17 protein-coding genes are annotated in these 17380 nt (G+C 40.8%); 7 read left to right on the plus strand and 10 right to left on the minus strand.

Annotated elements, in window-relative coordinates:
• Positions 1-97 precede the first annotated feature (97 nt).
• A complete protein-coding gene (locus BEGALDRAFT_RS02340) occupies positions 98-289 on the minus strand; it encodes a PLDc N-terminal domain-containing protein (RefSeq protein ID WP_002683271.1) in 192 nt (63 codons plus the stop codon).
• A 127-nt stretch (positions 290-416) separates the two neighbouring features.
• On the opposite strand from BEGALDRAFT_RS02340, the gene BEGALDRAFT_RS02345 reads away from it, so the two are divergent.
• The 4 genes from BEGALDRAFT_RS02345 (at position 417) to BEGALDRAFT_RS02360 (ending at position 4249) form a co-directional block, all read left to right on the plus strand.
• Entirely contained in the window at positions 417-1412 is a 996-nt protein-coding gene (locus BEGALDRAFT_RS02345) for an ABC transporter ATP-binding protein (protein ID WP_002683272.1), read from the plus strand.
• Positions 1405-1833 carry a S24/S26 family peptidase gene (locus tag BEGALDRAFT_RS02350; RefSeq protein ID WP_002683277.1) on the plus strand — a complete coding sequence of 143 codons (429 nt, stop codon included), beginning with the start codon at positions 1405-1407 and terminating at the stop codon, positions 1831-1833. The genes BEGALDRAFT_RS02345 and BEGALDRAFT_RS02350 overlap by 8 nt, the downstream gene beginning before the upstream one ends.
• A gap of 76 nt (positions 1834-1909) precedes the next feature.
• Entirely contained in the window at positions 1910-3133 is a 1224-nt protein-coding gene (gene coaBC, locus BEGALDRAFT_RS02355; RefSeq protein WP_002683279.1) for a bifunctional phosphopantothenoylcysteine decarboxylase/phosphopantothenate--cysteine ligase CoaBC, read from the plus strand.
• Between the two features lie 72 nt (positions 3134-3205).
• Complete coding sequence (locus BEGALDRAFT_RS02360) at positions 3206-4249, plus strand: glycosyl transferase family protein (RefSeq protein ID WP_002683282.1); 1044 nt, start codon at positions 3206-3208, stop codon at positions 4247-4249.
• Positions 4250-4579: 330 nt separating this feature from the next.
• Here the strand turns inward: BEGALDRAFT_RS02360 and BEGALDRAFT_RS02365 are convergent, their stop codons facing one another.
• The 4 genes from BEGALDRAFT_RS02365 to BEGALDRAFT_RS02380 are packed head-to-tail and all read right to left on the minus strand — an operon-like array spanning position 4580 to position 10155.
• A complete protein-coding gene (locus tag BEGALDRAFT_RS02365) occupies positions 4580-4780 on the minus strand; it encodes a hypothetical protein (RefSeq protein ID WP_002683283.1) in 201 nt (66 codons plus the stop codon).
• A gap of 37 nt (positions 4781-4817) precedes the next feature.
• Positions 4818-5210 carry an acyl-CoA thioesterase gene (locus tag BEGALDRAFT_RS02370; protein WP_002683285.1) on the minus strand — a complete coding sequence of 131 codons (393 nt, stop codon included), beginning with the start codon at positions 5208-5210 and terminating at the stop codon, positions 4818-4820.
• A 49-nt stretch (positions 5211-5259) separates the two neighbouring features.
• The gene (gene amt / locus BEGALDRAFT_RS02375; RefSeq protein WP_002683287.1) at positions 5260-8667 is read right to left on the minus strand and encodes an ammonium transporter; all 3408 of its coding nucleotides are present in this window, start codon (positions 8665-8667) and stop codon (positions 5260-5262) included.
• 42 nt (positions 8668-8709) lie between these two features.
• The gene (locus tag BEGALDRAFT_RS02380; protein ID WP_002683289.1) at positions 8710-10155 is read right to left on the minus strand and encodes a TrkH family potassium uptake protein; all 1446 of its coding nucleotides are present in this window, start codon (positions 10153-10155) and stop codon (positions 8710-8712) included.
• A 400-nt stretch (positions 10156-10555) separates the two neighbouring features.
• Between BEGALDRAFT_RS02380 and BEGALDRAFT_RS02385 the strand changes: the two genes are divergently transcribed.
• Positions 10556-10879 (plus strand): hypothetical protein, encoded by a 324-nt coding sequence (locus tag BEGALDRAFT_RS02385; protein ID WP_002683291.1) that lies wholly within the window; start codon positions 10556-10558, stop codon positions 10877-10879.
• A 277-nt stretch (positions 10880-11156) separates the two neighbouring features.
• On the opposite strand, the gene BEGALDRAFT_RS02390 is transcribed toward BEGALDRAFT_RS02385, so the two are convergent.
• The 5 genes from BEGALDRAFT_RS02390 to BEGALDRAFT_RS02410 form a co-directional block, all read right to left on the minus strand.
• On the minus strand, positions 11157-11789 hold the full coding sequence (locus tag BEGALDRAFT_RS02390; RefSeq protein ID WP_002683293.1) for a type II secretion system protein: 633 nt from the start codon (positions 11787-11789) through the stop codon (positions 11157-11159).
• Between the two features lie 60 nt (positions 11790-11849).
• Positions 11850-12581, minus strand: coding sequence for a hypothetical protein (locus tag BEGALDRAFT_RS02395; protein ID WP_002683296.1), 732 nt, complete (start codon positions 12579-12581; stop codon positions 11850-11852).
• Positions 12578-13348 (minus strand): hypothetical protein, encoded by a 771-nt coding sequence (locus BEGALDRAFT_RS02400; RefSeq protein ID WP_040294851.1) that lies wholly within the window; start codon positions 13346-13348, stop codon positions 12578-12580. Before BEGALDRAFT_RS02400 ends, BEGALDRAFT_RS02395 begins: the two co-directional genes overlap by 4 nt.
• 135 nt (positions 13349-13483) lie before the next feature.
• Entirely contained in the window at positions 13484-13930 is a 447-nt protein-coding gene (locus BEGALDRAFT_RS02405) for an OsmC family protein (RefSeq protein WP_002683300.1), read from the minus strand.
• A 25-nt stretch (positions 13931-13955) separates the two neighbouring features.
• Positions 13956-14468: a cupin domain-containing protein gene (locus BEGALDRAFT_RS02410; RefSeq protein WP_002683303.1), complete on the minus strand. Its 513-nt coding sequence runs from the start codon at positions 14466-14468 to the stop codon at positions 13956-13958.
• Between the two features lie 249 nt (positions 14469-14717).
• On the opposite strand from BEGALDRAFT_RS02410, the gene BEGALDRAFT_RS02415 reads away from it, so the two are divergent.
• Together BEGALDRAFT_RS02415 and speA are read left to right on the plus strand one after the other, a co-directional pair.
• Positions 14718-15173: an RT0821/Lpp0805 family surface protein gene (locus BEGALDRAFT_RS02415; RefSeq protein WP_002683305.1), complete on the plus strand. Its 456-nt coding sequence runs from the start codon at positions 14718-14720 to the stop codon at positions 15171-15173.
• Positions 15174-15370: 197 nt separating this feature from the next.
• Entirely contained in the window at positions 15371-17269 is a 1899-nt protein-coding gene (gene speA, locus BEGALDRAFT_RS02420) for a biosynthetic arginine decarboxylase (protein ID WP_002683307.1), read from the plus strand.
• The last annotated feature ends 111 nt before the right edge of the window (positions 17270-17380 follow it).

Below are 17380 nucleotides of genomic sequence, written 5' to 3' on the forward strand. Positions count from 1 at the left end.
GTTTTCTAAACAAGAACAGAGACCTGCTAGGCTTTCAACATTTAGCAGGTCTGTTGGGGCGCGGTGAAAACCTTTCCCAACGTGTACGTTTGAATATTTAGTATTTTAATCGCACCGTTTTATCACCGGGTCCTACGATATACCATGCAATAAAACCCAAGACAGGCAGTAATAAAATAATCACTATCCAAATAACTTTATGTTCAACAGGCACGCTGGATTGTGTAATTTTCAGAATGGCAAAAATATCAGCAACAACAATTAATAAGCTCAGTATAAAGTGCAACATAAAATGTTTCCTGTGAGAATTACTATTGTCTAACGAGATAATATGATTCAATGCGGTTTTTCTGAGGACATTCAAGCCCTCTATCGTTTAAGTTGTTTAATCACTGCTTGATTTTGACAGAGTCGTAATGAGTCAATTTATTGAAATAATAGATATTTACAAACATTTCCCTGTCATTCGCGGCTATCGTGATTTTTTATGGCATTCGATACGTCCGCGATATGTCACTGCATTACATCAAGTCTCTTTATCCATTACGCAGGGCGAACTTTTTTGTATTTTGGGGGAAAACGGTGCAGGAAAGACGACTTTATTAAAGATTTTATGCACATTAATGTTACCAAACAGTGGCAGGGTTCTTATTCAAGGCTTGGAAGTCACCCAACACGCACGACAAATTAAAGCATTGATTGGTTATGTTTTAAGCGATGAGCGAAGTTTTTACTGGCGATTGACAGGGAGAGAAAATTTACAATTTTTTGCGACCTTACAAAATTTATCCAAAGCTGTTGCTAAAGCGCGGATTCAAACCTTAAGCGAACAATTTGCCCTAACTGCATATTTAGACAAGCCCTTTCAAACCTATTCTACAGGGACGCGACGCAAATTAGCATTTATTCGTGGCTTATTAACCGACCCCCCATTAATTTTGATGGACGAGCCTAGCAATGCTTTAGATAGTTTGTCTGCTATGCAAATATGGCAATACATTCAGCAAACCTTGGTCAAACAACAGGGTAAAACCGTTGTTGTTACTGAACATAATTTGCAAAAAGTAGAACAATTTGCAGACCGTTTTGCCATTTTGAAACAAGGACAGGTTAAAACAGTAGAAACGTTGCGCAGTTTACGCCAACAATTACAGTCGACGACTCGTTATCAATTGTCGTTGCAAACATCAAGCCCAACGGTGATGAATTGGCTGAAACAACAAGGTGTTATTCATCAACAAATACCCCTTGCACCAGACCAATATACGATTGAAATTGAATTAAATCCGCAAGTCATTACGCCCAGTGCATTTTTAACGCAACTGGTTGGACTAGGCGCGAGTGTTTCTTGTTTTGTTTCTATTACCCCCTCGTTAGAAACCCTTTTTACCGCGTATTATCAACATGTCTGAGCCAAGCACTTTTTTTTGGCTTACGATGACATCGGGTAGCATGATGCCCTTAATGCCACCACAAGCAAAAATTGGGGTTCATGTTATCGCAAAGACGGCTTTGCAAATGGGGGATATTGCGGTTTTTATTGCAGAGAATAAATTAATCGCTCATCGTGTCTTACGCATAGAAACGGATGGCTTTTGGCAATGTGGTGACACCAATTTATCAGCCAGCAAAATCTTGTATGCGCAATTGATTGGCAAAGTAGAACAAATTCAAACCGTTAAAAACACACGGTTTTTAAAAAAGTCGGTTTATTTACAACGAAGTATTGCACGTTGCAATCATTTTATTGTGCGTTTATACCCGCGTTACCCCCGTTTCAGCTTGTTTTTACACCATTTAAAATATTATGTCCTGAAAGGCTTATTTCATTAATTGCAACCCTTATCAGGTAGGATACGTTGCATACAATAAATTGTTGCAAAAAAGTTTAAAAAATTAAGGGGATATTATGAATTACTTAAAAAATAAACGGATTTTACTGGGTGTTACAGGCGGGATTGCCGTTTATAAAAGTCCTGACCTCGTTAGACGGTTAAAAGAACAAGGCGCAATCGTTAAAGTCGTGATGACGAAAGCGGCGCAGGCGTTTGTCACACCGTTGACTTTTCAAGCTGTTTCAGGGCAAGCCGTACACACAGAATTGTTAGACGCAGATACAGAATCCGCAATGGGACACATTGATTTAGCCCGTTGGGCGGAGTTAATTATTATTGCGCCTACCACAGCGGATTTTATCGCACGTTTAACCGTTGGGATGGCAGATGACTTGCTCACAACCTTATGTTTAGCCAGCACAGCACCGATTGTCCTTGCCCCCGCGATGAATCAACAAATGTGGCGTGCTGCCATTACTCAAGAAAATTGTCACCGCTTACAACAGCGAGGCATCACGCTATTAACCCCTGATGAAGGGTCACAAGCCTGTGGCGAAGTGGGGGCAGGACGAATGCCCGAACCATTAGCCATTGTCGCGCATTTACAAAACTTCCTTACTCCTCACCGTCTTGCAGGTCGTAAAGTGTTAATCACCGCAGGCGCGACCCGCGAAGATATAGACCCCGTTCGTTTTATCAGTAATCGCAGTTCGGGCAAAATGGGATATGCCATTGCCAATGCGGCAATTGCCGAAGGCGCGGACGTGATTTTAATCAGTGGTAATAGTAATTTACCCCCTCCAGCCAATGCACAACTCATTTCAGTTTACAGTGCGCAAGATATGTATGAAGCGGTGATGTTTAACATAGAATCCGCAGACATTTTTATTGCGGCGGCGGCTGTTGCTGATTATCGCCCCGCACAAGTTGCTATTCAAAAATTGAAAAAAACCGCACAAGCAGAGCTTCATTTACCCTTAGAACGGACAACCGATATTTTGGGAGAAGTTGCCAAGCTGGAAAAACGCCCGTTTACGGTTGGCTTTGCCGCTGAAACGCAAAATGTCGCCAATTATGCATGGGAGAAATTAAGTCGGAAAAAATTAAATATGATTGCAGCAAATCAAGTGGGGAAAAATCAAGGTTTTGACATGGATGAAAATGCCTTATTGGTGTTATGGGAAGGGGGCGAACAAGATTTAGGATATGGACTGAAACAAGATTTAGCCGTTGATTTATTGGACTTGGTCATTAAGCGGTTTATGCTAACCAAGCACACAGACAAAGTGACTGCCTAAATTAATAGGCTGACTCACTGTGGGATAAATGGATTTTCCCTTTTTTATTGATTTATTATTCAAGGCATTATCATGAGCGACACACATAGCGAGTTATTTAACCATTACACCGAACACCCTTTTGCACAATATATCCGTGCGTTAGGAAAAGGCAAAAATGGCGCACGCCCTTTAAGCCGTGAAGAATCCTATCAAGCAATGCGGATGATTGTGGCAGGAGAGGTTGAACCAGTACAACTCGGTGCGTTTATGATGTTAATGCGAGTGAAAGAAGAAACACGGGAGGAGTTAGCAGGCTTTGTGCAAGCTGTGCGTGATTCCTTCCAATTACCGCAAGCACTTACCCCTGTTGATTTAGATTGGTCTTCTTATGCGGGGAAACGTCGGCATTTACCATGGTTTTTATTAGCCACGTTATTGTTAGCCAATAATGGGATTAAAGTCTTTATGCACGGTGCGGGCGGACATACAAACGGGCGAATTTATACCAAAGATGTTTTACACTTTTTAGGCTTACCCTATGCCACCACTTTTGCCGAAGCGGTGAGCCAATTAGAACAGCATCATTTTAGTTACTTTCCCTTAGAATATTTATGTCCTAAATTGCAAGAAATAATGGATTTACGTCCTTTAATGGGTTTACGTTCCCCCATTCATACCGTTGTACGAATGATTAACCCCTTTAACGCACCGTATATGATGCAAGGCATTTTCCACCCCAGTTTCCGTGATGTGCATCAAGAAGCAGGACAATTATTGAATCAGCCTCATTTAGCCGTGATTAAGGGGGAAGGGGGAGAAATTGAGCGGAATCCTGATGTTGAATGCTTGGTAAAAACCTTACATGATGGCGAGCTGGGCGAAGAGTTATGGCAACCATTATTTAAACAACGGCATATCAAAGAAATGGATATGAATCCTGAACGATTAGCTGCCTTATGGCGTGGCGATATTGAGGATGAATTTGCCGTTGCTAGTATTACAGGCACTGTTGCAATTGCATTGAAATTTATGGGTAAAGCCAACACTCAAGAGGAAGCGCAAGCCTTAGCAGACACATATTGGGCTAATCGTCATAAAGATAAATATGGTAAGAATTTAGCCATGGTTGGATAAATGAACTTGAGTTCGGCAAGTTTTATAAAACAAAACAGAGACCTGCTAGGTTTTCAAAACCTAGCAGGTCTTTTTTTGTCTGAATCAGAATTCACAGAATTTTCAGAATTAGCAGAATTAAAAAACGTGATTCGCGTTAATTTCTTGGTTTAAGGGGGTTTAAATTCTATTAATTCTATTAATTCTGAAAATTCTGATTCAGACAATCTCTTGTCTTTTTAAAAGAATCTCGCCGAACTCAGGTATAAATGACGATAATCCCGCTGAATCCTGATTCAGACAACATTAGACCTGCTAGGTTTTCAAAATTTAGCAGGTCTCTGTTCCGTCTTAATACGCAGAGGTTTCATATTCCAATGCATACAAGCATTGCATAGAACCTTCATTTTTTGCCATTTGGTAAAAATGTTGCCATGTTGCATATTCAGGCGTATCAACAGGATAAGGATTTGCACTGGCTTTTAAACCTTGATGAGCGGCTTGGCGGGCTGTCAGTATGATTTGACGTTTTTCTACTAAATTTTCACTCATAATGCGGTGACTCCATGGTATGACTTACTGATTGAGTTTATTCACTAATTTTGCGTTTTTTACCATTGGCATCTAAAGCAACAAAAATAAAACTGCCTTCTGTGACTTTTACAACTTGGCTGTCTTTATGCCGTCTGACCCATGTTTCTATATGCACCGTAATCGAGGTTGTACCAATACGGCAGGCATTGCAATAACAACTGACTTCATCACCAACATAAACAGGGAGGTGAAAACTCATGGCTTCAATACCAACCGTTGCAACCCGACCTTTTGCCTGTTGAAACGCATAATTTCCCCCTGCAATATCCATTTGTGCCAGTAACCAACCGCCAAAGATGTCTCCATTGTAGTTGGTATCCGCAGGCATCGCGATAGTACGGAAACTTAATTCATAATGAGCGGGTGGGGTTTTAGCTTGTGCATTCATACAGGTTCTCTTTGACTAACAGATTTAATTCAATCTAGCAAGTACATAGTTATCGTGGCATCATCCAAACCCCTGCTAATTGTTCTAAGGGTTTCGGTTCTGCCACATGATAGCCTTGCGCAAAATCGACACCGACTTCACGCAGTTTATTCAAAACGGTTTCACTTTCTACAAATTCAGCAATCGTTTTAAATCCCATCACGTGGGCAATGTGATTAATTGAGGCGACTAACGCATAGTCAATTTCTTCTTTTGCAATGTCTTTCACAAATGCACCATCAATTTTTAAAAAATCGACATGCAGTTCTTTGAAATAGGAAAAGGAGGATAAACCGCGCCCAAAATCATCAACAGAAAAGTAACAGCCTAATGCATGTAAGGCATGAATAAATTGTGCTGATTTAGCAATATTGGCGATTAAAACGGATTCAACAACCTCAAAACAAAGGATATGCGGGGGAATTTGGTGCTTACGAATCAATTCTGCAACCAGTTTTAAAAAATCTTCGTCACCGACAGCTGTTGCGGAAAGATTGACCATACAGAGTTTTAATGGATATTTTCCACCACGCAAATAGTCGCCAACCCATGCGCAAATATTGCGAATAACCCAGCGGTCAATTAAGGGCATGATATTGTAGCGTTCTGCCGCTGGGATAAATGCTCCTGGGGGAATAAGGCGGTTGTGTTGGTCTAGCAGGCTGACAAATATTTCATAATAACCTTCAGTACCTTCCGCAGTGTGTAACGGGCAAATAGATTGATATAGCAGGCGCAAGCGGTCAGTTTGTAGCGCGTGTTCAATTCGATGTAACCATTGCACAGGTTCAGGCTGTTCTTTGCCTTCTAAATCGCTGGGGCGGAAAATATGGATACAGTTGCGCCCTGAATCTTTAGCGATATAACAGGCGGTATCTGCGGCGGCTTGTATGCTAGCAAGTGTTTCTCCACAGCCTTTTATCTCTACTAAGCCGATGCTAACGCCAATACGGAAAGTGTAGGTATTCCAAACAAAGCGGAAGCGGTGAACCGATTCGCGGAGTTGTTCGGCAATGTTTTCGGCTTGCTCAACAGCGCAGTTTTGGAACAAGAGACCAAATTCATCCCCCCCTAAACGCGCTAAGGTATCCGTACCGCGCACACGGGTTTTAAATAATGCTGTAATTTGGCGGAGTAACTCATCACCAGCAACATGTCCACAGGTATCATTCACAACTTTAAAGTTATCTAAGTCTAAATAACATAAAACATGGCGAGCGCGTTCTTGTTCAGAATTTTCAAGGAGATGTTGTAAGCGATATTCAAATTCTGTGCGATTAACTAAGCCAGTTAATGCATCATGTTTGGCTTGATAAGACAGTTGTTGTGCTAATTTACGGGTTTTTGTCACATCGTGAAAAACAACCACAATACCCATTACACTGCCTTGTTGGTTACGAATCGGTGCAACGGAATCCTCTAAAGCGATTTCGTGCCCATCGCGTCGAATTAAAACAGCATGGTTAGGTTTATGCGTATTTGGATTATGTTGATAAGCGCGATGCATGGGTGATAACAACACATCGCGTGTGACTTCATCAATTAAATAATAGACTTCATGAATTGGCTGTCCAACGGCATCAGCTCGTATCCAACCTGTCAATGATTCGGCTGTCGGGTTTAAATAAGCAATTGAACCTGTTGCATTGGTTGTAATCACCGCATCACCAATGGAGGCGAGTGTTGTTTGTGCTAATTCTTTTTCCGCAAATAATTGAGCTTCCATCTGCTTACGCTCGGTAATATCACGAATCAAGGTCGTGTACATCACATCGCGTTGTAACCAACTTTGTGTAATGGTTAACTCTACCATCAGCGTTGTTGTATCTTGCCGTTTAACCTCAATTTCCCGTTTGATACCAACAGGTAAGGTCATTTCATAAGCAGCGGATAAAAAATGCGGGTCTGCTTGTTGCCATAAAACGGTGACAGGATGCCCAATGATAGAAGTTGCTGAATAACCGAATAATTGCTCTGCCCCCGCGCTAAAGCTGGTGATAACCCCTTGACGATTAAAGGTAATAATGCCATCTCGAATATCATGAATGATAGCCCGCAATTGCATAGAAGCTTTATCCAAAGCGGTCATGACCCGATTATATTGGCGGGCAATTTGTCCGACTTCAGTAAACGGCTCTACAGGCACATAATTACCGATATACCCATTTTTCTCATGGGTTTGCATTATCGTTAATAATTCGACTAAATCTGTTTTTGCCCCATGCTCCGCCAGATTTAACCCTTGTTCTTCTGCTTCTAAACTGACCCGTAACGGGAAAATTCGATTTAACGTCATGAGGAAAAAATAGGCACACCCAAATGCCCACACCGCACAGACTAAAATCCCCAACAGTTGTACATTAATCTGCTCTAAACGGCTTAAACCCGTATTTAAAATACTCAAATCCCCAAAAAAACCAACGGCTAATGTACCCCAAATGCCCGCCGCTAGATGGGTAGGAACAGCTCCAACCGCATCATCAATTTTTAAATACAAGAGTAATTGATTCGCAAAGCAAAAAATTAAACCACCGATACCGCCAATTAATATCGCTTGTGATACAGTAATTGCATGACAACCCGCTGTAATGGCGACTAATCCTGCAAGCATTCCATTGATTAAGTAACCAACCTCCGCATAACCATAACGATACCAACCCCATGCAGAAGCCGTTAATGCCCCTGCAACTCCTCCCAGCAAAGTATTGACAATAATCGCGGGCACGGCATGATTTAGCGCAAGCGTACTTCCCCCATTAAAACCAAACCATCCAAATAACAGCAGACAAACACCTAGCATTGAGAGGGGTAAATTCGAACCGTGAATTTGCCTTACTGTTCGTCCTTGTGCAAAACGCCCTGTACGTGCACCAATAATGAGAAGTGCGGCAAGAGAAACCCAGCCACCAACACTGTGCACCACACTAGAGCCTGCAAAGTCTACAAAACCACGTACTTGTAACCAGCCTTGTGTCGCGGTTAACGCCCCACCCCACGCCCAATGACCAAATAAAGGATAAATTAATCCAGAGGTAAACGCTGTTGCAAACACATAGGCTTTTAACTGAAACCGCTCGGCAACTGCACCTGATAAAATCGTGGTTGCTGTTGCACAGAACATGACTTCAAACACGAAAAATGCTACAACGCCCGCTGTTTCTGCTTGCACAGGCAATAAAAAATAACTCTGTCCAAACCAACCTTGAAAACTGATACCAAACATCAGCGCGAAACCAAACGCCCAGTACAGCATGACCGCGATGGAAAAATCGACTAAGTTTTTAAAGGCAACATTAATGGCGTTTTTACTACGTGTAAACCCAGACTCTAAACATAAAAACCCTGCCTGCATCAGGAAGACTAAAAAAGCACTGATACAAATCCATAACACATTAATATCAATATTAATATTTTCCACAGTATTTCATAAGTTGAGATGAAGACAGTTTAAAAGCATTCATTATCTACGCCAAAAAGCAGGGGTGATTAACACTAACAGGGGAAAAATCTCTAGCCGTCCAAGTAGCATAGAAAAGCTTAGAATCCATAATCCTGTATCACTAATGCCTGAAAAACTATAGACAACTGTCCCAAGTCCAGGACCTGCCATTGTAAAACAGGTCGCCACACCAGAAAACGCGCTGACCATATCCACGCCTGTTGCCATCAATAAAAAGGAGAGAATCACATAACTGGCAATAAACCAAATCGTAAATTCCCAAACGGTTTGTAAAACGTTATCAGGAACAGATTTACCCTCTATTTTTATGCTAAATACCGCATTAGGATGAATCATCCGCATTAATCCACGCATGGCTTGCTTATATAAAATGATTAAACGAATAACCCGATATCCCCCAGCCGTTGAGCCGACACAACCACCAATAAAAGCACTAAGAATAATCAAAGCAGGCACAAATAACGGCCATTGACTAAAATCGTCTGTTAAAAAACCTGTTGTCGTCATGACCGAAATTAATTGAAAACTGGCGTAGCGTAAACTGGTTAAAAAGTCAGGATAAATACCATTTAGCCACAGCGTAAGCGTAATAATGCCTACAAGAGCAATCACTAAGTATAAAAACACGCGGGTTTGCACATCTCGCCAATAACGTCCTAAATCAAACTGTGCCCACGACATATAATGCAATGTAAAGCTCAAGCTCCCCAATAGCATGAAAACAATAGCAATTACCTCAATTAAAACACTATTAAAATACTTCAAACTGTCATCATGCGTTGAAAATCCCCCTGTAGAAACGGTGGAATAGCTATGTGCAATTGCATCAAATAAGGACATGCCCGCCGCCCAAAATGCCAAGGTACAGGCAACAGTGATAACTAAATAAGTTAATAAAAATCGCCAAACGGTATGCTGTAAACGGGGCGTGATTTTGTCATCATGCATTGGGCCTGGCGTTTCTGCACGATAAAGCTGCATCCCCCCAATCCCTAACATGGGTAACACCGCGACCGCGAAAACGATAACCCCTAAACCGCCAATCCATTGCAATTGTTGCCGATAATACAAAATAGAGGGTGGCAGATGATCTAAACCAGACATCACCGTCGCGCCTGTTGTTGTAAATCCTGAAACCGCCTCAAAGACAGATTGCGCTAAATTTAAATGAGGGGTAATTAAGAACGGCACGGCACTGACCACGCTCAATACAATCCAGAATAAAGAGGTCACAATAAATCCGTCATGTAAATACAATTCTTTTTTCACATGGCGAGCGGGTAACCAACTGACTAATCCCAACGCAAACATGACTAAAAAAGAAATAGTAAACGCATGTAAATTATTATCTTTATACCAGAGGGACACTAACATCGGCGGAATCAAGGTAACGCTAAATGACATTAGCAATAAGCCAAGAATGCGTTGAATAAGGGAATATTGCATGTGATATCAATAAGCTCAGTGGTAAGAGACGAAAGGGTTTATATCGTTACAGCGTGCTTACAATGACAATAACGACGGCTCGCAAGAGAATGTCAGCCAGTACTTCTATTGTTATCAATCATGAAAAAACGGACATATAGTAAACGCACTATAAAACGATGCGAAGGACTGGCAGTCCTAAATTTAAATCACTTTATGATACGTTTACTATATATAAATCTCGTATCGTCATGAGCACATAAAGGGTGAACCGTTGTTAAAGTGAAGCGAGTATAACGAGCAGAGTATGATTATGGTAGTGCTCTGCAACATTGAAATTGCAGGACAAAAAAACACCTTGTTTTAATCGCGTAACCTGCAAAGAATCAACAAATTAATTTATTGATAAATGAGTATAAATATGAATGTATGGGCATTAAACAAAACGGAAGATATAAAAAAACTGCTGATTATGCTGACCAGTCAATTGGGAAAAGAAGCGTTTGAACTCAGTGAACGTTGGCAAGATGATTTATCGGCGGTAGGACTTTGCAAACGGGGAGACCCCAGTTTAATCGCCTATATTTATACACATGGTCAAGAAACAGACCGTTACGGCATTCATTTGTTATATCCCGACTTACCCGATGTCGATACACGGGGGATTATTGATGCAAAAGAAAATGTTAAATTTGAACAATTAGTTGATTTAATTATCATGCACTTAGAAATTGTTCCTTCATAAGCTGACTCAACCTAAGTTCTGCGAGATTTTTTTAAAAAGACAATAGCTTGTCTGAATCAGGATTAACAGGATTGAAAACCTTAATTTTTTGGTTTAAGGGTTTTAAATTCTGCTAATTCTGAAAATTCTGATTCAGACAATGTTTTAATCTTGCCGATTAAAGTCAGGTCTCTGTTTTATAAAACTCGCAGAACTGGGGTTACTCAATAAAAAAGCGCGAATAGGTAAAATTCGCGCTTTTTTATTAAAAATCTATAACAGTATGATTTATTTTGATTTATAAAGTTAAAAATAAATCATAAATCTCAACAGGGTTATAAGTCGTTACGGCATTATTACCTGTATTCGTTAATGCTTGAATACTGCCTGTATCCCCTTGCGTATCATCGGAACGGGTTTCCAAAATTTGTGCAATCTTACCAGGAATGACCGCGAAACCAACATACATACCAGAAACATCCGTCGGTTTTGTGGCGGTTGCATCGCTGGAAATCCCCACTTTCCCCCCATAAGGGTTGGTTGGTTGCTCAAAAGCATTCGCGTCAGAGGGATTAATTGCACCAGGAACTAAGCCTGCATTGCGTAAATGCAACCAGAATAATCTGGACTCATCTGTATTCGTCGTACTTTTAAACTGACCTGCAATAATCCCGTTACCGTTACCATTTTCTGTGCTGGTGATGCTGGTAAATCGCGTGTCGGCTTTGCTGTCATCCCCTGGTAATGCCCGATAGCGATCTTGATAACTAAAGATTGCCGCAGAAATTCCGCTAAAAGAATTCTCTATATTGACGACCCGCGCATTTGTGATAATTTCCTGCCCTTTTAAAACTCCACCAATCAATAAACCAATAATCACTAAGACAATGGCTATTTCAACTAAGGTAAAGCCAGATTGTTGCTGTTTCATAGTTAAAACCTCAATTTCATCATTTCGGCAATGATAAACGATAATGACAGATAACCGTTACTATTCATCGCGTCCTGTTATATTCTTTTTTATCTTTGCTACTAACTCATCTTGTTTATGCTGAAGGAACTGTAATTCCTGTGGGTCGATTATTTGATGATTCAGTAGCAAATCATGTACAACCCTCTGTGCTTCTTCCCATTTTTTCATATCCTCAAGAATAAATATTTGCATCTCCTGCGCCCACAATGGAGTATCACGACTTGCATGTTGCGCAATTGCCTGAGCATATTTTAAAGCCAGTGGTAACTCTTTAAGACGGTGTTTAGCCATCACGGTGACATAAGCAAGCCATAACCAACGCTGAGACGGATTGATAAAAAACTCACTATATACAAATTCTAGCATTTTTCGTTGTTTCTGAGCGTCACTCACATCAGTATATAAATGACTGGCAGCGAATAACGGATAATTGGCTAATGGATCTAACGCTAGAATAACCTTCAGCCATGCAATTAACGTGTCATAATCAAGTTGTTGATTAGCAAGAAACTGTCCTTTCTGCACGCTAAAGCTTTGTAACCACAACATTAATAATTTCGCGCTAACAATAGAATCACCAAGACTGAGCGTTTTTACTAAATCAACGCGGGGCGGGGCGGGTAATTCATGTGGGGTAAACGTAGAAATGGGACGATATACAGCATAAATAACTTGCAGGCTTAAGCCACACAATAAGAATGCAAAAATAAGCCATGGAACGGATTTCAGCGGACGCACTAACTGCTTCATAAATTTTTACGATACAAATCGAATAAACTGGCACTGACTAATAAAAAAACATAAATAATTGTTTGCATAACAATGCTTAAAAACTGTGCAGTTGTTCCAGAGTTATAAACTAACCATGCTGATTGTGCAAATTCATCTAAATTAGGCAACATCAAGGCTAATAAATAAATAAACCCCCGAATAAATTGATCACTAAATGTATTAGAACTATATAAAACACCCAAGCTCATTAGTTGTAATGTACTGATACTTCTTGCTAATAAATAAAACGCAATCACCGCACTAAAGGCTTGCACAGTATTGTTGAAATTCAGCACAAACAATAAAGCAATTGTACTGACTATTAAAAGCTCACAAAACAACGTCCCAATCCATAACAAAACCTGCTGAAAATCAGCATAATAAAGCAGAAGCAAACCAAACAATAAGCTCGTAATCCCCGCCGTTAAGCAAAAACCAAAAAACTTACCTAATAAATAAGTTGTGCGTGAAAATGGTAAGGATAGGAATAAACTGATACTTTGCTCGTTAAATTCCCTAACCATGCTAGTAACCACAAAAAGACTGATGACATACACCGCACTGATTCGGAAAAAAGCCGCTAATAAACTGCTTTGATATGCCACTGTTTCTACCAAAGTAACTTGCCCTAAAAACAGCACTAACCCAAGCCCAATTCCAAAAAGGGATAAAACCACCATGAAAAAACGGGTACGCAAGGCTTCCAACACAACATAGTAAGCTAATGTAAAAATTGGCGAAGTCATCAGTTTTTTTATTATTGTCATCTCAATCATGACGGTTAAATTCAAAGGAGGAATAACACGACGATAATGTATAATCCAGTTTTATTTATATAAAAAGGCGGTGCATTGCAAATATGACACCGCAACAGTTTAATTTTAAAGCGCAATAATCACTTCTGTTTTTACGGAATTACCGATAAAACAGTTACGATGAGCACTCTCATGTAATTTTTCCAACTGTTCAGCAGTTGGTTGATTATCCCCTAAAAAAGTGACTTTAGGATTTAAAGTAACCCGTGTAACAGCCATTTTTCCTTCGGTATTTTTCTCTAAAACGCCCACGGCTTGATCGAGATAATGCGCTAATTGATAACCCCGTTTTGCAGCAACTGCCAAAAAAGTCAACATATGACAGTTTGACAACGCAGCAACTAATAACTCCTCAGGATTTGTATAAGCTGTATTTCCATTAAACTCAGGCGCAGAAGAGGCATTTATTTGAATCCCGCTTGGAAATGTTACGGTATGGTCACGACTAAAATTATCCGCTGAAAAACTAGCCGCTACATTTCGCCACTCAATCGTTGCTTGATGTTCAGACATACAAACTCCTTATATGACAGATTACTTAAGAAGAGGATGGGTGAGTTAATTGATGAATTAATGCTTGATGTTGTGGATAAGTGCTCAATAAATCTTCACGCTGTGCTAATTCAAAATCGGCAAATTCAAAGGCTGGCGCGACGGTACAACCTAACAGCGCGTAACTATCAGCCTGATTCAAATGCGCACCAAACCAACACCCCGCAGGGACAACGGCTTGAAAAACTTGCCCTTGCTCAGGGTTTGCGCCTAACACACACTTTAATAAATCTCCCTGATGATTAATCATGTATAAACTAATACTTGTTCCTGCGTAAAAGTGCCACAATTCATCCGAGCGAATTCGATGTAAGGCAGAAAATTGAGTATCGCGTAATAAATAATAAATCGCACTACTGATGAATCGTGAGGCTTGAAAACGCGAGGGTAATCCCTGAATCGGCAAGCTTTCCGTTGAACAATAAGTGCGTCGATAATATCCTCCTTCAGGATGTATTTGTAAATCTAACGTTTTTATCCAAAAATTAGCATCCCGCATTATTTTTCTCTGTTTTAAAATCAATATATTACAAAATTAAATACGCTGAATATTCCATTCACCCTATAGAAGCGGCTTGCTTATATCCCTATATCAGCAATCAAATGATGTGGTTTCGCAATACATACAGTCATGCTGTCATTTTTGATAAAATAGTGTGTAAGCCCTCAGTCAATAGAATGGCATAAACTTAGCATAATTGAACATTATTCAATTATGCCCAATTCTTTACTTTTAGGAGTATTTAGTATGAAGTCCAACGCTGTAAGCTTGTTAGTCATTCTGTCTATTCTCACGGTTGGTTGTGCCGAAGCCCCTTCTAAGCAAACCATGGGCGCGGTTGTTGGTGGTGCGTTAGGCGGTATTGGAGGCTCACAAATCGGCAGTGGTAAAGGTAAAACAACGGCTATTATTGCAGGTACATTGTTAGGGGCTATTATTGGGGGAGCTATTGGGCAATCAATGGATTCTACCGACCAACAACAAGCCTATCGCGCTTTAGAAAATATGCCAGATAATCAACCAGTTGCTTGGAAAAATCCGAATACCAATTCACAATATACCGTCACGCCTACCAGCACTTATATGAGCAATGGCAGTACTCCTTGCCGTAATTATTCCACAGTTGCCGTGATTGATGGTCAACGCGAAACGTTATACGGAACAGCCTGCCGTCAATCTGATGGTACTTGGAAATCCTCTTAATCTCAGCTATTTTTTATCGCTATTCGTAAATGCGCAAAGCGACTTGTGTGCAAGCAACACAAGTCGCTTTTCTCTTTAACCCCGCATGACAATGATGTGTCATAAAGTTGCTGACATCCGTTTTTTCACATAATTGTCATAATCACTTCTTAGCATAAACGCACATGGCTTCTTTCTCTTTTAACACAGGCAAAACAATGTCAAAACCAGCATGGGATATTAATCAGTCTAAAGCACTTTACAGTATTGAGCACTGGAGCGGTGGTTATTTCGATGTCAATGATAAAGGGGAAATATTGGTTAAGCCTATCCCTTCTCAACCCGCCATTAATTTCAGCCTGTACGAACTTGCACAAAATTTTACGGCTCATGGCTTATCTTTGCCTGTTCTCGTCCGCTTTCCTAATATTCTGCATCATCGCGTCAGCCTTATCCGTAATGCGTTTGCAACTGCGATGAATGAGCATAAATATGAGGGTAATTATACGGCGATTTATCCGATTAAAGTCAATCAACAACATCATGTTGTTAAAGAAATCATGAATGCGGGTATGCAGGGGGGGGTTGGCTTAGAAGCGGGTAGTAAATCTGAACTCATGGCAGTGTTAGCCCTCGCGCCGCTACAAGGCGGTGTTGTTGTCTGCAATGGTTATAAAGACCGTGAATATATTCGCCTCGCCCTGATTGGTCAGCAAATTGGTTTACGTCCCTATCTCGTCATCGAAAAAGCGTCAGAATTAAAGATGATTATTGAAGAATCCCGTGATATGGGGATTGTGCCACGTATTGGCGTACGCATTCGCCTTGCGTCCGTAGGGACAGGTAAATGGCAAAACAGTGGCGGTGAAAAATCAAAATTTGGTCTTTCTGCGGCTAAATTGCTTGAGGTTATACAAGCGATTAAAGATGAAGGACTTATCGAGTCCCTGCAACTCATGCATTTTCATATCGGTTCACAAGTTGGCAATATCCGTGAAATGCAAAAAGCCTTGCAAGAAGCGGCTCGTTGTTATGCAGAATTGCTGGCTATTGGTGTGCCCATTAATGTGGTTGATGTGGGTGGCGGTCTTGGTGTTGATTATGATGGCACGCGCTCACGTCATGCTTGTTCTGTCAATTATTCTGTTCAAGAGTATGCCAATAATGTCGTTTATGAACTGAAAAAAATCAGTGAATTACACGACCTTCCACATCCTAATATCATCAGCGAATCAGGTCGCGCGATGACGGCACATCATGCAGTTTTAATCGTCAATGTCAACGATATCGAATCCGCGCCAGGACTGACTCCCCCGCCACCTGTGCCTGAAGATGCACCGACTATTTTGAAAGACATGGCGGAAAACTTGCGTACCCTTAACCAACGTTCTGCGATAGAAGTCTATCACGATGCCGTTTATTGGCTAAACGAAGCCCACGCCCTCTTTACGCACGGCATTATTAACCTTGCTCAACGCGCTCATGCTGAACAACTTTATTATGCGATTTGCCGAGAAGTGCGCGAAATGTTACAAGCAGGCTCTCGCACTCACCGCGAAATTTTAGACGAACTCAACGATAAACTTGCGGATAAATATTTCTGCAATTTCTCGCTTTTCCAGTCTGTTCCCGATGCATGGGCAATTGACCAACTGTTTCCTATCATGCCGTTACATCGTTTAGAGGAATGCCCAGAACGACGTGCGACTTTACAAGATTTAACTTGTGATTCTGATGGACAATTTGACCGTTATGTTGACGGTGCTGGTGTAGAGACCAGTATGCCTGTTCACGTTCCCCGCGAAGATGAACCCTACTTAATTGGTGTCTTTCTCGTTGGGGCTTATCAAGAAATTTTAGGTGATATGCATAATCTGTTTGGCGATACCTTCTCTGTCAACGTTTACGTAACGGAAGATGGTGGATACGAGCTGGTCAACCCCATGGAAGGCGACACCGTGCAAGAGATGCTCCGCTATGTCAATTTTGACACGGACTTCTTACGCAATACTTACCGCAAACGTCTCCAAGCGGCTACTATCACGCCTGAACAACGTGCTGCCTATCAACGTGAAATTGATTCAGGCTTAGTCGGTTATACTTACTTAGAAACTTAATATAACCTGAGTTCGGCGAGATTTTAAAAAAAGACAAGCATTTGTCTGAATCAGGATTTTCAGAATTAACAGGATTTAAACCCCTTAAACCAAGAAATTAATGCGAATCAC

The organism is Beggiatoa alba B18LD (assembly GCF_000245015.1).
Lineage (GTDB): Bacteria > Pseudomonadota > Gammaproteobacteria > Beggiatoales > Beggiatoaceae > Beggiatoa > Beggiatoa alba.

Bases quoted from the DNA above. Each gene is read 5' to 3' on its own strand.
- BEGALDRAFT_RS02370 (WP_002683285.1), bottom strand. From the start codon at position 5,210: ATGAATGCACAAGCTAAAACCCCACCCGCTCATTATGAATTAAGTTTC.
- BEGALDRAFT_RS02345 (WP_002683272.1), top strand. From the start codon at position 417: ATGAGTCAATTTATTGAAATAATAGATATTTACAAACATTTCCCTGTC.
- BEGALDRAFT_RS02385 (WP_002683291.1), top strand. From the start codon at position 10,556: ATGAATGTATGGGCATTAAACAAAACGGAAGATATAAAAAAACTGCTG.
- BEGALDRAFT_RS02340 (WP_002683271.1), bottom strand. From the start codon at position 289: ATGTTGCACTTTATACTGAGCTTATTAATTGTTGTTGCTGATATTTTT.
- BEGALDRAFT_RS02400 (WP_040294851.1), bottom strand. From the start codon at position 13,348: ATGACTTCGCCAATTTTTACATTAGCTTACTATGTTGTGTTGGAAGCC.
- coaBC (WP_002683279.1), top strand. From the start codon at position 1,910: ATGAATTACTTAAAAAATAAACGGATTTTACTGGGTGTTACAGGCGGG.
- BEGALDRAFT_RS02360 (WP_002683282.1), top strand. From the start codon at position 3,206: ATGAGCGACACACATAGCGAGTTATTTAACCATTACACCGAACACCCT.
- BEGALDRAFT_RS02410 (WP_002683303.1), bottom strand. From the start codon at position 14,468: ATGCGGGATGCTAATTTTTGGATAAAAACGTTAGATTTACAAATACAT.
- BEGALDRAFT_RS02390 (WP_002683293.1), bottom strand. From the start codon at position 11,789: ATGAAACAGCAACAATCTGGCTTTACCTTAGTTGAAATAGCCATTGTC.
- BEGALDRAFT_RS02395 (WP_002683296.1), bottom strand. From the start codon at position 12,581: ATGAAGCAGTTAGTGCGTCCGCTGAAATCCGTTCCATGGCTTATTTTT.
- BEGALDRAFT_RS02350 (WP_002683277.1), top strand. From the start codon at position 1,405: ATGTCTGAGCCAAGCACTTTTTTTTGGCTTACGATGACATCGGGTAGC.
- BEGALDRAFT_RS02380 (WP_002683289.1), bottom strand. From the start codon at position 10,155: ATGCAATATTCCCTTATTCAACGCATTCTTGGCTTATTGCTAATGTCA.
- speA (WP_002683307.1), top strand. From the start codon at position 15,371: ATGTCAAAACCAGCATGGGATATTAATCAGTCTAAAGCACTTTACAGT.
- BEGALDRAFT_RS02415 (WP_002683305.1), top strand. From the start codon at position 14,718: ATGAAGTCCAACGCTGTAAGCTTGTTAGTCATTCTGTCTATTCTCACG.
- BEGALDRAFT_RS02405 (WP_002683300.1), bottom strand. From the start codon at position 13,930: ATGTCTGAACATCAAGCAACGATTGAGTGGCGAAATGTAGCGGCTAGT.
- BEGALDRAFT_RS02365 (WP_002683283.1), bottom strand. From the start codon at position 4,780: ATGAGTGAAAATTTAGTAGAAAAACGTCAAATCATACTGACAGCCCGC.